Source organism: Legionella quateirensis, from assembly GCF_001467955.1.
In the GTDB taxonomy this organism is placed as follows: domain Bacteria; phylum Pseudomonadota; class Gammaproteobacteria; order Legionellales; family Legionellaceae; genus Legionella; species Legionella quateirensis.
On record NZ_LNYR01000012.1, the window covers coordinates 647,447 to 662,878 of the forward strand.

Below are 15,432 nucleotides of genomic sequence, written 5' to 3' on the forward strand. Positions count from 1 at the left end.
TTAACAATAACCTTTTAATAGTTTGTGCGTCCATAATGCGTCCCAAAAGGCCTCATTCAATGTTGCTTCAACTGGTAAATAGTACATCTTGTCAGAAATAAAGAAACGACATTTCACGGCATCCTTTTCCGTCATAATAATAAGAGATTCTGGATGATTAAAATCATGGGACTCAAATCGATAATGATCAGGATAAGAATAAGTTTTAAATTCTATCCCTAAATGAGTTAAAGTGGAATAAAAACGTTGTGGATTTCCAATCGCAGCAACCGCAGCTACATCCCTCTTTTTAAAAACTTCATAATCAATTTCCTCCCCTGTAGCCAACTTTATTATTTTTCCAGGGGTTAACTGCATTGTGTAGGCATTGTCCCAAATACCGTCATTTACAATAATAAAATCCACTTCGCTTAATCGAGCCGCAGATTCCCGTAAAGGACCTGCTGGCAACAATAATCCATTTCCCAAGCCACGAACTCCATCAATTACCGCAATCTCTATGGCTCGCCCCATCCGATAATGTTGTAAACCATCATCGCTGATAATCAATTGCACCTTACATTTATCCAAAAGATATTGAACAGCATCCATCCGATTAGGCGCTATAACAACAGGACAATTTGTCTTGTGTGCAATCATTAATGGTTCATCACCGACCTGCTCTGCAGAATCGTCCAACTGTACTTCATAAGGTACATGTTTGATTTTCGAGCCATACCCACGACTGACTATTCCAACGTTGATTCCCTTTTGACGCATTCTTCTAGCCAGGGCAATAACCAGTGGAGTTTTTCCTACTCCACCTACCGACAGATTACCCACTACAATTATTGGAACTGAAGGTTTTATTTGACAAAAGGATTCAAGATACTTGCGTCTGATCATCGTAATAAGACGGTAACACCAGGATAAAGGGAGTAAAGGCCATCTTAGGGGATGATTCCCATACCACAGCTTTTCGATAAAAAAAGTCATCAACTAAGCGCTTCCTCTTGAACCATCCCTAATTGTTGCACTTTATACAGTTGGGCATAATGGCCATTCAAATGAAGTAACTCATGATGAGAGCCTTGTTCTACCAGGTGCCCATGCTGCATAACAATAATCTTGTTAGCATGTTTAATGGTCGATAATCGATGCGCAATAACCAGCGTTGTTCGATTTTGCATGACCTGTTCCAATGCTGCCTGTATGTAATGTTCTGATTCGCTATCCAAAGCTGAAGTGGCCTCATCAAGAATCAAAATTGGCGCATCTTTTAAAATGGCTCGGGCTATCGCTATTCTTTGCCGTTGGCCGCCAGACAATAAAACTCCATTTTCACCAACGCGAGTATCATAACCATGAGGTAATTTTGAAATAAATTCGTCGGCATAGGCTAATTTTGCAGCGTTGATAATTTGTTGGCGACTTACATCACTGCGACCGTACGCTATGTTATTCGCTAAACTATCGTTAAACAGGGTGACATGTTGGCTTACTAAAGCCATCTGTTCTCTCAGACTTTTTAAACTAAGCTGATTAATTGGGATGCCATCAAGTGTAATGACGCCTTCGGATACTTCATAAAATCGTGGTAACAAACTGGCGATCGTGGTTTTACCACTACCTGAATGACCAACAAGTGCGACGCAATTTCCTGCCTCAACGGTAAAACTCACATCATGCAATACTCTTTGTCCATCCCTATAGGCATAAGAAACCTGTTTAAACTGAATTTCTCCATATGCTTTATGAGCCAGTTCAATACCCTGAGTTGACTCGACAGGCAAATCAAGCAGGTTAAATACACTTTCCGCCCCAGCCAATCCTCTTTGAATGGTAGCATTCAGAGTGGTTAAGGTTTTCATTGGTTTAATCAATTGCAACATAGCAGCAATAATTGCTAAAAAGGAACCTGCGCTGACGGTAATCACCGTTGATAATTGAATGGCAGCCATGATGATCATGGCTATCCCCACAGCAATAACAAATTGTACTCCAGAGACGTTAACAGCCTTGCTTACAGCAACCTTCATATCATTTAAACGCGAATGTTCCGTCGCGTCATTAAATTTTCCTGCTTCGTACCCTTCACCCCCGAAAATACGGACGACTCGATATCCCTCAATAGCCTCACTTGCAATTTCAGTGACTTCTCCCATGGTTTTTTGAACTCGATGGCTGATCCGTCTAACCCGTTTATTGGTGTAATTTACAATTAATCCGACAAAAGGAATGGTTAATAAAAACATCAATGAAAGTTGCCAGCAAATAACCATCATGACCGTAAGTAGTCCTATAACCAAACAGGTGTTTTGAACAAAATCAGTTAAAGCATCTGCGCTGACTTGAGCGACCTGCTCTACATCATAAAGAATTTTGGAAAGCATTTGCCCCGAAGTAGCTTCATCATAAAAATCAGCAGGAAGATGTAAAATATGAGAAAATACTCTTTGTCTCAATACCTTAACGACAGATCGGGCAACCCAGGTCATACAATAACTGCCCAGTGAGCTGACTATACCCCTCAAAGTAATACCAATTAAAACAATAAGCGGGATCTTTTTGACAAAAGTCATGTCAATACTGATAAATCCTTTATCCAGAAAAGGTTTGGTCATGTAGGTAAAGGTGGCATCTATACCTGAATAAAGGATATTGGCAAAAATCCCCAGAAGCAGTACCGGCCAAAATGGTTTAACGTAAGATAACAGACGCTTGTATAAAAGGCTGGTTTTAACTGGAGTATTATTTTTCATTGATTAGAGAGTCAAAGGTTGGCAAATGGATTAAATTGTACCCCGTATTCTGATTTAGTGCCAACACTCTTAAACTGAGAACAAATCTGCAGGTACAATAGGCACTGAGTACAAAGAAATCTCCTCATCAATGACAACGCCGGAAATGTATTTACTTGGACCAAAATGATCATATGCCCGTCATTGCGAGCAACGCGAAGCAATCCAGAACAGACATCCAATAAAGATCCTCTCTGGATTGCTTCGCGTTGCTCGCAATGACGGAAGTTTATACTGAAGAGTGGATAGACAAGGTCATTATCCAGACAGTTCTACTTTAAAAATTTTTCAAGTGCCTTGGCTGATATTGGTTTACTGAATAAATAACCCTGTACTTCATCACAATTTTTCTTTTTCAAATAGTTCATTTGATTGGATGTTTCCACACCCTCAGCAAGCACTTTAAAATTAAAACTGCGAGCCATGGCAATTATTGCTTCAATAATCACCTCATCACTTCGCGAACAAGTAATGTTTTTGATATAGGATTGATCGATTTTTAATCGGTCTATATTTAAATGTTTAAGGTAGTTTAAACTGGAATTTCCTGTTCCAAAATCATCAAGGACAATTTTGAGACCTATATCCTTTAGTTTATTAATCATTTGGAATATATCCAAATTAGTAATAACTACATTCTCGGTGATTTCCAACTCCAAATACTGTGGGTCAATCTGATATTTGTTTAGTATCTCTGTAATTACCGTATCAAAATTAACTTGTTTTAATTGTTGGGTTGCGACATTAACGGCTATTCTAGCCCAAGGTAATCCTTTATCGTGCCATCTTTTTATCTGCTGACAAACCTGGTCAATTACCCATTCGCCTATAGGTACTATTAACCCACAAACTTCAGCAGTAGGAATAAAGTCGATAGGCAGCAATAAGCCTTTTTGAGGATGCTGCCAACGGATTAAAGCCTCGGCAGATAATAAACTTCTCTTTTCCATATCAAATTGAGGTTGATAAAAAACTCTAAACTCATTGTTAACAAGTGCCTGACGAAGTTCCGTCTCAAGTTTTAAAGTTTTCTCTGCATGATCATTCAATTGTTCATTATAGAATTGAAATTGATTACCACCTCGTTCTTTTGCCTGGTACATTGCCAAATCGGCCTTCTTTATTAAATCATTTACCGTAGAACCGTCTTTAGGATAAAGACTAATGCCAATTGTGGTTGTAATAATCACATCACGTTTAGCAAGCCTGAATGGTTCTTTAAGAGAATGTATGATTTTATCAACAACGGTAATGACACTCTCATCTGATGAAAAATCACGAACTATCATAACAAACTCATCACCACCAATGCGCGCGATGGTATCTTCTTTCCGCAAAAGATGTTCCCATCGCATAGCTACCATTTTTAACAAATTATCGCCAGCCTCATGCGACAGACTATCATTGATTAATTTAAATCGGTCCAAATCAAAAAACAGGACTGCAAAACATTTTGAATTACGTTGTGAATACTCAATTAAATGTTGAATCCGATCTGTTAACAATGAGCGATTAGGTAATCCAGTTAACATATCATGGGACGCTTGATATTCCAGTTTTTTCTCCAGATTTGCCCGCTCAGTAATGTCTCGAAAACTCCATACTCGCCCAATAGTAATATTATTCAATCGATGAGGTTGTGAATAACACTCCATGATTGTGTCATTTTTCAAATGCACTACATTTCTACTCACCTCATCAATCGCCTTCTCTAGATGATTAATTTGGCTCAGATAATTATTGGCTTTTTGAACTTGATTGAGCATATAGTCCCTGACCAGCTCACCGTTTTTGGTGTCCAGCATGGATTGAGGGATGTTCCAAACCTGTTGAAATTTGGAATTATAATCAATGATTTTGCGATTTAAATCGACTACCAGGATTCCATCTGCAGACGATTCAATGGTCGAACGCAACAGAGACAATGATTGCTGCAACGATTCAGTTCGTTGCTCTATGGTGTTTTGTAACATTTCAGTGTTTCTTTTAGCAGCTTGTGCCAGCGTCCATTTCCTGGATAAGGCGCAGGCAAGCTGTCGCACTGAAACTAAATCAAAAGGTTTTTTTAAAATTAAATAGTTATCACCAATTCCCAGCTCTTTAACAGTTTCTTCCCAGGTATAATCAGAATAAGCGGTACATATGACTACTTGAATATCCGGATCAACTTTCCACATGTGTTTGATGGTTTCAATACCATCCCAACCCGGAGGCATCTGAATATCAACAAATGCTAATGAATAATGAAGACCTTCCAGAAGCGATTTTTTTATTTTTTCTACGCCTTCTTTTCCTTGATAGGCCGTTTCAAAAATAAATTTAGGCAAAGAATTAAACAATTCAGAATCGACTACCCCAGGTAAGTCATCATCAAATAACTGTTTATCCAAATCACTGACTTCTTCAACACGAGTTGTAGAAGTTAAGACTTTAATAAAATCCTGATGAATCGCTGGATTATCATCAATAATCATAATATGAAGTTCTACATCACTCATTAGAACCTCCTTTATACCCGCGACAGCTTGTTATTGTAGGTAACGATAAAATAAATTGAGCGCCCTCACCCTCTCCCGAGCTTTCAGCTAAAAGCGATCCGCCCATTTCTTTAGCGGATAGTGCCGCACTATGCAATCCAAAACCATGTCCATTGATTTTAGTGGTAAACCCAAAAGAAAAAATACGATCTAAATTATCGGGATTAATACCTACTCCATTATCCTTTATTGATAACTGAACAAATTCAGCATCGATTTTTTTAATCGTAATCACAATTTCTTTAGCATGGGTTGATGTGCTATGTAGTAGCGCATCGCGTGCATTTTGGATAATATTCACCACTATTTGTAATAATTTAGACTTATCGGTATCAATTAAAGGACACTCCTCGAATTCTTTTACAATTTCTATTGATTCAGTCATTGGTGTATTCATAGACATATTTAATGCAATATCAATTATCTCTGGTAAATAAACCTTCTCTATTAAACTGGATGTACCACTTACAGATTTTTGCATGTCAACAATCTGAGAGATATGTCTCAGATCATTAATAAGATTGTCCACTTCTAATTGATTTTTTTTATAATCTTCTAAAATAAGTTTGGAAAGCGATACAAGGTATTGGGGAATTAATTTTCCTTTTTCGTCATTGACCAAATAGGCAACCAAATCATTCTCATGTTGAAGAAGCATTTCCAATACTTTTAATAACTTTTGTTTGTATTGTTGATTCAATCGGTTTTTTATTAAAGTGATGGACACATTGGAACTGTTTAATATATTACCAATGTTATGCAGTATAATTGCCGCCACTTCGGCCATTCCGGCTCGGCGAGCAGTTGATGAAATCTGGTTATTCAACTCCTGAATTTTTTCCTCGGCGATCTTATCGTTATGGATATCCATAACAATACCTTCAAGCTGTTTTTCACCTTCACGACAACGGCCTGCGATCTTATACCATCGATATTCACCATCAGGATTTCGTACCCTGACATCGCATTCATAATCTATTCGATCACTTAATGCTGTCTCGATCTTGTTAACCAGCTCATAACGATCTTTTTTATGCACCAACTCGATGAATTCATTATAAGTCGGCGCTTTATCCAGAGGGTTGAGATTAAATAAGAAAAACAACTCTTTAGACCAAATCACATGATCCGCGATGCCATCATAGGTCCAGTAGCCGAGCTTCGCTATGTTTTGAGCATTTTCAAGCTTCATATTCAGGCTCATCATCTCTCGAGATGAAATTTCCATTGAACGCTCATGCATATACCGTTCCTGGTCTGCTTCATTGTAGGAGTTATTAATCCGTTTAAGGAAGGCAAGCCATTGCTCATCCGTTTCAGGTTTTTTATCAACCGAAACAGATACTTTTTCAAGTTGTCTTAATAATAGTTTATGAAATTCCATATACACCCATATTTTTGAACCAGTTCAAAACATCATGTTCCTGGTGTTCTGTTCGCAATTGATTAAATAATTCCTGAGATCCCAAGATCCAGAGAACTTCAGGTCTGCAAGAACAAGCCCCTGCACATAGAGATTAGCTCCTAGTATTCATAAAAAGTTGTAATGGTCATGGTCTGATTGTGCAATTCACATTTACCAACCGTGTAGGGTGACAATTCACCATATGAATAAAAACCAACCTGAGTTGAACCCTTAGGCAGAGAAATCAACGCTGATTCAATCTCTTCTTCTGTTCGCTCACCCAAGAGTAATCGTCTCCCGACACAACTGATATCAATAGCCAACAATGGGCCGATAGTTGCCAAATGATCATTCATCATTCGTTGATTGGCTAATTGCCCAGCTTCATTAGCGCTATCAATAAGGCGATCAAAATTAGCTCTCATTAATTGAGCATAGCATCCGCTAGGGATATCTCCAGCAAAGATCAGCGATTGTTCTTTCTCATCGACAGCTAAAATAGTACGTACTAGTTGGATGCTTTCGTTACCATCAATTTCATTGATTGCCAAAGGATAAAGTAATCCTGAAGAAGGTAATTCAGACGCTTTTTCACCCAAATATTCTTTATACAATTGTAAAGCAGGTTGATAATCCAGTTCATACAAAATATTGGATTCTGAACGAGTCACACGTCTGACCGGACCGAATTTATCCCAACCGCCTTTTGAGGCATGTCCAACATGAATATGAGAACCATAAAACCCCACAGCAACGACATAATTTGTAAGAATTTCTCCGCCAACGATGGTCCATGTTTGTTTAAAATCACTGCCATCACCAGCTAAACCACCTGTTATAACTAAACCTTTGTCTTCTGTAACAGTATTCAGACCTTTAACCAATTCAGAACCATTAACGCTCAACCCATCAGATAGGACAAAAATACTCTTCAATTCCGTGTCTTTTAACTGTTGCGCGATTGAAATACCTGCGCTGTTTGAATCCGTGACATGTTCTACTTTTGCTTTGGCAATTTTCAATAAGGTAGTGTTAAATCGTACAACAACGACTGACAGGCTTTGATCAAATATTTTGGAGCCAAAAATTTCACCAGCACTTGAACATCCAATTAACTTGGACTTGGAGTAAAAATTTGCAAGTTCAATAATCGGATTAACATGATTTATAAATTCCGGAGATGCGAAAACCATCACTAATGTATTTTCTGAATCCAGATCAGGAAATGTATTTAAACTCCATCCTTGTCCTAGAATATATTGGAATGCTTGTATATCCATATAAGCCCCTGAAGAACGCAATTAAACCAGTTGGATCGCCAATAACACAATTATAGTCTAATTTAATCAGGAAGGAGGAATGTGAACCAAAAGCGGTCGAAATCTGAATTATCATCATACCCAAGTATGAAGCACAATCTATTAAGGCAGGTCGCTTCTGGTCAATTTAATACGGGTATAGGCACACCGAAATCCAGACTTTTGTACATTCAAGTCAGAGATCGTTCCTGGTTCAGTTGTTACTGTTGCTATAGCTAATCCATGTTGTCTTGCATACTGTAATCGGGTCAACAACAATTTTTTTTGCAAACCTTTACCTCGAAATGCAGGTAAAGTACTGGTAACTCCCAAATCACAGACATCTCCATGCATGGCTATGGTTGCTCCAGCAATAATCTGATCCTCATCATAAACAGCAAATGCACGAATCCCTTTGGCTCTCGCATAATGAGAAAACTGTTCTTGTGCTTCGGGATAACCAAAACCCATAGCCACTCTTTTGGCCCATTCATCCACCTCAATGGATGACACCTCCCTGATCGTATAATGACTATCTAAATGCTCCCCTGTTTTCAAGGACGACAAATCCAATACCGAAACATTATTTATTTCGCTTACTGCATATCCTCGTTCACTCAGGAAAATCATTAAATCATTACCAACATAGGGACATAACTCAATATCAACGCGCGAATGCGCAAGGGATTTATAAAAATTTTCTATAAGTTCAATTTCCGTCTTAAAGTATCTGGATTTCGTATGAAACCCCCATCCAACTACCTGGGATAAAAATGAATCAAACCCAGAAAAACACGCGGTACCTCCGTTAACATCCAAGAATGTTCCGTGAGCATATTGTCTGGTAACTTCTATATGGGTTTGTTTAATGCACGCTTCCATGCGCGCAGTCAATTCTTTAGTAACATACATCATGCGCCACTCAATCCTGCAATTACTCGATTCACCAATCCTGGGCCTTGATAAATTAATCCTGTATAAAGCTGTACCAATGATGCTCCAGCTGCAATTTTTCTTTGAGCGCTGGCAGGACTAACGATACCGCCTGCTCCGATTAAAGTGATAGCATCACCTGCATACTTTTTTAATAAAGTCAGACAATGAGTCGATAATTCTTCTACTGGTCTTCCACTCAATCCACCCTGTTCCTCTCCATAAGGCAGGTTCTTGACCAAATCACGTGTACAGGTCGTATTCGTAGCAATAATCCCTTCAATGCCATGATTCAAGATCACTTCAGTCATTAGTTTTAATGTTTCATCATCTTCATCAGGGGAAACTTTAACAACCAAGGGTACATGACGCTGATAATGATCTTCTAATTTGATTTGTTCATTATGCAATTGAGATAACAATTGAGTAAGATAATCCCCCTTCTGTAACTGCCGTAAATCAGGAGTGTTAGGAGAAGAAATATTGATGGTTACGTAGGATGCATGCTCATAAACTTTTTGTAAACAATAACAATAATCCTTCGCAGCATCAGTCAAGGAGGTATCTTTATTCTTACCAATATTGATCCCTAAAATCCCCTTGTATTTAGCTTTTTTAACATGGGCAACCAGAGCCTCTACTCCCTGGTTATTAAAGCCCATTCGGTTAATGATGGCCTGTGCCTCAGGCAATCGAAACAATCGCGGTTTTGGATTGCCACTCTGTGGTCTTGGAGTGACTGTTCCGACCTCAATAAAAGAAAATCCAAGTTTAGCCAAGGCATCCAAATGGTCTCCATTTTTATCGAGACCTGCAGCCAATCCAACTTGATGTGGAAAATGAAGTCCCATAGCATGGACTGACTTACCTTCAATATTATTGAAACACCACCCTGGCATGTGATCAAGGGTGGATAGCACTAATTGATGAGCTGTCTCAGCGTCCAGTTTAAAAAGCAATGGACGTATCATCGAATACATATAAATACTCCGGAAAAGGGATTTTGTTTCATTCGGTTCCCTACTTACGTTATACGATACATTGCTGGGCCCAGACTCTTAACATGGCATTTCCAGACTTTTGTAAATGAAAAGCGACTTCGCGAACTTCGATCCCATAATTGTCTTGTTGAAGACCCAATAATACTGGTCCCAGAAATGAAGAGGTTTGTCCGTCATTATCTATTAATGGAAATATCCTGACTTCCTTTGCCACTCGAGCCAGTTCACGGATCACGTTCAAATGAAAATCTACGGTTTGATCGTCCAGATCAGCAAATAAATAATGTGAACATAGAGCAAAATCGAATGTAAAATCTGCAAAAGGCAAATGATAATCGGTAACGCCAAGGTACCTTCCCTCAGTCTTGCCTTTTATATAATCAGCAAAAAACTGTTCAAATCCCACTTTTCTTTCTGCAAGCAACTTATCAAAACTACCGCTTCGACTGAAATCAAAATGTTCCTGCTCGGATTTGATTTCTTCAGCCATTTGAGAAAAAATCATCACTGACTTTGAATATAAAGTATCCTTGTCCAGAACAAACAAAGGATCACAACTGACCACCTGATTATTCATTTGAGTTATCTGAGAATTCACCGCACTAGGTCCACATCCATATTCTAGAATTTTGGAATTAATCTCATTGTCTGACAAATCAAACATTTCTCGATATTCATCAACACCGTGACCCCATAAAACCAGTTTACGCATGAGCAACTCTCCTATATAAACCCGAATTCTGTGCTCAATTTAATTGCAGATTAACCTGCTCTGAATTCAGGAAAAACTTATAGCAATCAATTAAGTTTCGCTCCGGCTTAAGATTAGGTTATTTTTTAACCTGGGTAAAGAGTCTTTTTAAAATACACTGTGTTAGAAACTGTCAGTGAATAGACAAGGCCGAATCGATTGGGTATAGTCTTGTGTATTTGTACAATCAACAGGATATAATCCATGCACAACGGACTAAAGTATCAACTGGGTGAAACCTATGACATGTTAAGAGACACGGTCCATCAGTTTGCCCGTACAGAAATCGCTCCCCTTGCAGCTCAAATTGATGAAACGAATACCTTCCCAAATCATTTATGGCGCAAATTGGGCGATTTAGGATTATTAGGTATAACGGTCAGTGAAGAATACGGTGGAGCCAATATGGGCTACCTGGCTCACGCGATCGCAATGGAAGAAATTTCCAGAGCATCGGCCTCTGTGGGATTAAGTTATGGGGCTCATTCTAATTTATGTGTCAATCAAATCTTTTTAAATGGAAACAATTCGCAAAAAGAAAAATATCTGCCTAAGCTAATAAGCGGAGAATACATTGGCGCCCTCGCCATGAGTGAATCAAACTCAGGCTCTGATGTAGTCAGTATGCAACTTCAGGCACAGTCACACGGTGATAAATACATCCTTAACGGCACTAAAATGTGGATTACCAATGGACCCGATGCCGATGTTTTAGTGGTCTATGCTAAAACGGACAAACACGCGGCCAGTAAAGGTATTACTGCTTTTCTTATCGAAAAAGGTATGGCCGGATTCAAAACGGCGCAAAAATTAGACAAGCTGGGAATGAGAGGCTCCAATACCTGTGAACTGGTTTTCGAGCAGTGTGAAGTTCCTGTAGAAAATGTTCTCGGCGAACTTAACCAGGGTGTCCGGGTTTTAATGAGTGGCCTGGACTACGAACGGACCATACTGGCTGCGGGTCCGGTCGGTATCATGCAGGCGTGCATGGATGTTGTTCTACCCTATGTACATGAACGCAAACAATTTAATCAGGCTATCGGGGAGTTTCAGTTTATTCAGGGTAAATTAGCCGATATGTATACGGAACTTAGCGCCTCCCGAGCTTATCTGTATGCCGTAGCAAAAGCCTGCGATAACGGTATGGTAAGTCGTAAAGACGCAGCAGGTGTTATTTTATATACTGCAGAAAAAGCGACACAAATGGCACTTCAGGCAATTCAAACTCTGGGTGGTAATGGGTATATTAATGAATACCCAACAGGACGATTGTTACGTGACGCTAAACTCTATGAAATTGGAGCCGGTACTTCTGAAATCAGAAGAATGTTGATAGGTCGTGAACTTTTTAAAGAAACAGCATAAGGAATAGTGACATGGAACAGAATGATGTGGTAATTGTTGCAGCAAAAAGAACTCCCATGGGCGGAATGTTAGGTACTCTGTCCGCTCTTTCAGCACCAGAACTTGGGGCTGTAGCACATATGGCAGCTCTGGCACAGTCAGGAATTGCTCCTGCTGAAATAGATGAAGTCATAAGTGGTTGTGTCCTGCAGGCAGGTATAGGTCAGGCACCAGCGAGACAAGCTGCAATCAAAGCAGGTATACCTAATTCAGCTGGCGCAACAACCATCAATAAAATGTGCGGTTCTGGGATGAAAGCCGCGATGCTGGCACATGATTTAATCAAGGCTGGTTCAGCTCAGGTGATCCTGGCAAGCGGAATGGAAAGCATGAGTAATGCGCCTTATCTATTGGCAAAAGCACGATCCGGTTATCGCTTGGGTCATGGTGAATTAAAAGATCATATGTTCCTTGACGGACTTGAAGATGCATACGAGAGAGGACAATTAATGGGATGTTTTGCGGAAGCAACGGCCAAACATTTCAATTTCAGCAGAGAACAACAGGATGAGTTTGCAATCCGTTCTATGTCAAACGCACTGAAAGCTATTGAAAGTGGGGCATTTGTCGAAGAAATTGCCGCTGTCACCTTAACTACTCGTAAAGGAGACATCACCGTAAGTGTAGATGAAGGTCCTGATGCAGCAAAATTGGCAAAAATTCCTCAATTAAAACCAGCATTCCAATCAGACGGCACCGTTACTGCAGCAAACTCCAGTTCTATTTCAGATGGTGCGGCTAGCCTTATTTTGATGAGCGCAGCCAATGCAGAAAAACGCGGTGTCAAACCTTTGGCAAGGATAGTTGCCCATGCCAGTCATGCTCAGGCACCACAATGGTTTACCACTGCTCCTGTAGACGCTATTCGTAAAGTAATGAACAAAGCATCCTGGAATCAGAGTGATGTCGATCTTTATGAAATAAATGAAGCGTTTGCAGTAGTGACCATGGCAGCAATAACTCAGCTTGAATTAAATCCAGAACAGGTTAATATTCACGGCGGCGCATGTGCTTTGGGTCACCCAATAGGAGCATCTGGTGCACGCATACTGGTTACTTTGATGCATGCATTGAAACAACAAGGTAAAAAACGTGGTGTTGCTTCCTTATGCATAGGTGGTGGTGAAGCTACAGCCATGGCTATTGAACTATTATAAAAGCACTAGGATATGCTGACAATTCCGATTTCGACGTCCCGCGACTTGTTCGCGGGATCCAGTTCGATCTTGATGAATACATAATGTTCGTTAATGATACTGAATTCATGGATCCCGCGAACAAGCCGCGGGACGTTGGGAATAAATTGATGAATTGTCAACACACCCTAACATTCACCATGCCTTCAGAATCATGGCGAATCGTTACTAATAAAAATAAAGGATGTACATGCTACGACAAAGTCTTATTTATCTACTGCTCAGTGTTCTGATAGTAGTCTTCTCGAGATACGCTCACCTTCTTATTGTTTATATAGATTTGTTTTTCACTTATGTAAACTTAAAATTAACCCCAATATTCAGTCAGACCGGCTGGGGATTAATTATAAGAAAAGTTTTGGTGTTAATGTTAATGCCAATCATCATTACGGGGATACCTGCGCTTCTATACAGAGTAATCAAAGGTCGTGAAATGCCTCATTTTATTGCTATTGTCTGGGTAATCTGGACTATCATCGTTTTGAGCGTTATTTTGATTCGTTAAGGACTCAGGCATGGCACAACTAATCAGTCAAATCAACACTGGAAGTCAGGAATTTAAAGACAATCAAGCAACAATGCAGGCATTGGTTGATGAACTACGTTCACGAATCAATGAAATCTCCCTCGGAGGAGACGAGAAAGCCCGTGCCCGCCACTTGCAACATGGCAAATTACTGCCCCGAGAAAGACTGCACCAATTATTAGACCCTGGCAGTCCCTTCCTTGAACTATCCCAACTGGCAGCCTATCAGGTATATAATGATACCCTTCCTGCCGCCGGGATCATTGCAGGCATAGGCCGTGTATCAGGTACTGAGTGCGTTATTGTAGTCAATGATGCAACAGTTAAGGGTGGAACCTATTATCCACTAACCGTCAAAAAACACTTAAGAGCCCAGGAAATCGCTCAGATCAATCATTTACCCTGTATTTACCTCGTAGATTCTGGCGGTGCTTTTTTGCCTCTTCAAGATGAGGTTTTTCCAGATCGAGATCATTTTGGTCGTATTTTTTATAATCAAGCTCAAATGTCAGCGCGAAATATACCTCAAATTGCTGTTGTCATGGGTTCATGCACTGCAGGTGGAGCCTATGTTCCAGCGATGGCAGATGAATCCATTATGGTGAAAAATCAGGCAACAATCTTTCTTGGAGGTCCCCCATTGGTTAAAGCGGCCACGGGTGAGGTTATCAGCGCTGAAGAATTAGGTGGAGCAGACGTTCATTGCAGACATTCTGGAGTTGCTGATCATTATGCAGAAAACGATGCGCACGCCCTACATCTGGCTCGAATTGCCGTAGGCAATTTAAATCGTAAAAAAATTGAATCCATTACACGTATTGAATCCGTTGAACCACTTTATGATACTAAGGAACTCAATGGTATTGTTCCTGCTGATCCAAGAAAACCTTTTGATATAAGGGAGATCATTGCTCGCTTGGTTGATGGTTCAGATTTCGATGAATTTAAAGCGCTGTTTGGAACTACACTGGTATGTGGTTTTGCCCATTTATACGGATATCCGGTAGGAATCATTGCTAATAATGGGATTTTATTCAGTGAAAGCGCATTAAAAGGAAGTCACTTCATCGAACTGTGTTGCCAACGTAAAATTCCGTTAATCTTTTTGCAAAACATAACCGGTTTCATGGTAGGTTCCAAATATGAAGCATCCGGAATAGCAAAACACGGCGCTAAAATGGTTACCGCTGTTGCTAATGCCAATGTACCCAAATTTACTGTTATTGTAGGCGGAAGTTTTGGTGCCGGTAATTATGCCATGTGTGGACGCGCCTATAATGCACGCTTTATCTGGACCTGGCCTAATTCGCGTATTTCAGTCATGGGAGGAGAACAGGCAGCTAACGTACTCGCTCAGGTCAACAGTGAAAAATATGCCAAACAAGGTAAAGTCTGGCCTGCCGAAGAAGAAGAACAATTTAAAAATCAACTGCGATCTCAATATGAAACGCAAGGCAACCCCTATTATGCCAGTGCAAGACTTTGGGATGATGGAGTCATAGCTCCTCAGGATACACGAATGATTCTGGGACTTGGTTTATCGGCAGCCTTAAATGCCCCAATTGAATCCACGCATTTTGGCGTTTTTCGTATGTAACAGG

12 protein-coding genes are annotated in these 15,432 nt (G+C 39.9%); 4 read left to right on the forward strand and 8 right to left on the reverse strand.

What is annotated here, in order from left to right; genetic code table 11:
• The 8 genes from lpxK to Lqua_RS07340 all read right to left on the reverse strand — a co-directional run bounded on the left by lpxK (nt 1) and on the right by Lqua_RS07340 (nt 10,666).
• Nucleotides 1–975, reverse strand: a complete 975-nt coding sequence (lpxK, locus tag Lqua_RS07305) for a tetraacyldisaccharide 4'-kinase (protein ID WP_058473610.1) — start codon at nt 973–975, stop codon at nt 1–3.
• Entirely contained in the window at nt 975–2,741 is a 1,767-nt protein-coding gene (msbA, locus tag Lqua_RS07310; protein WP_058473611.1) for a lipid A export permease/ATP-binding protein MsbA, read from the reverse strand. The genes lpxK and msbA overlap by 1 nt, the downstream gene beginning before the upstream one ends.
• A gap of 311 nt (nt 2,742–3,052) precedes the next feature.
• Nucleotides 3,053–5,278 carry an EAL domain-containing protein gene (locus Lqua_RS07315; RefSeq protein WP_058473612.1) on the reverse strand — a complete coding sequence of 742 codons (2,226 nt, stop codon included), beginning with the start codon at nt 5,276–5,278 and terminating at the stop codon, nt 3,053–3,055.
• The gene (locus Lqua_RS07320) at nt 5,271–6,701 is read right to left on the reverse strand and encodes a sensor histidine kinase (protein ID WP_058473613.1); all 1,431 of its coding nucleotides are present in this window, start codon (nt 6,699–6,701) and stop codon (nt 5,271–5,273) included. Before Lqua_RS07320 ends, Lqua_RS07315 begins: the two co-directional genes overlap by 8 nt.
• 140 nt (nt 6,702–6,841) lie before the next feature.
• Complete coding sequence (locus Lqua_RS07325; RefSeq protein ID WP_058473614.1) at nt 6,842–8,002, reverse strand: FIST signal transduction protein; 1,161 nt, start codon at nt 8,000–8,002, stop codon at nt 6,842–6,844.
• Nucleotides 8,003–8,143: 141 nt separating this feature from the next.
• Nucleotides 8,144–8,932, reverse strand: coding sequence for a GNAT family N-acetyltransferase (locus tag Lqua_RS07330; protein ID WP_172459547.1), 789 nt, complete (start codon nt 8,930–8,932; stop codon nt 8,144–8,146).
• The gene (locus tag Lqua_RS07335; protein WP_058473616.1) at nt 8,932–9,933 is read right to left on the reverse strand and encodes a quinone-dependent dihydroorotate dehydrogenase; all 1,002 of its coding nucleotides are present in this window, start codon (nt 9,931–9,933) and stop codon (nt 8,932–8,934) included. The genes Lqua_RS07330 and Lqua_RS07335 overlap by 1 nt, the downstream gene beginning before the upstream one ends.
• A 49-nt stretch (nt 9,934–9,982) precedes the next feature.
• Nucleotides 9,983–10,666, reverse strand: a complete 684-nt coding sequence (locus Lqua_RS07340; RefSeq protein ID WP_058473617.1) for a class I SAM-dependent methyltransferase — start codon at nt 10,664–10,666, stop codon at nt 9,983–9,985.
• Between the two features lie 243 nt (nt 10,667–10,909).
• On the opposite strand from Lqua_RS07340, the gene Lqua_RS07345 reads away from it, so the two are divergent.
• The 4 genes from Lqua_RS07345 to Lqua_RS07360 all read left to right on the forward strand — a co-directional run bounded on the left by Lqua_RS07345 (nt 10,910) and on the right by Lqua_RS07360 (nt 15,428).
• A complete protein-coding gene (locus Lqua_RS07345; RefSeq protein ID WP_058473618.1) occupies nt 10,910–12,070 on the forward strand; it encodes an isovaleryl-CoA dehydrogenase in 1,161 nt (386 codons plus the stop codon).
• Nucleotides 12,071–12,081: 11 nt separating this feature from the next.
• Nucleotides 12,082–13,266, forward strand: a complete 1,185-nt coding sequence (locus Lqua_RS07350) for an acetyl-CoA C-acyltransferase (protein ID WP_058473619.1) — start codon at nt 12,082–12,084, stop codon at nt 13,264–13,266.
• Between the two features lie 229 nt (nt 13,267–13,495).
• Nucleotides 13,496–13,810: a hypothetical protein gene (locus Lqua_RS07355; RefSeq protein WP_058473620.1), complete on the forward strand. Its 315-nt coding sequence runs from the start codon at nt 13,496–13,498 to the stop codon at nt 13,808–13,810.
• Between the two features lie 10 nt (nt 13,811–13,820).
• The gene (locus tag Lqua_RS07360; protein WP_058473621.1) at nt 13,821–15,428 is read left to right on the forward strand and encodes a carboxyl transferase domain-containing protein; all 1,608 of its coding nucleotides are present in this window, start codon (nt 13,821–13,823) and stop codon (nt 15,426–15,428) included.
• The last annotated feature ends 4 nt before the right edge of the window (nt 15,429–15,432 follow it).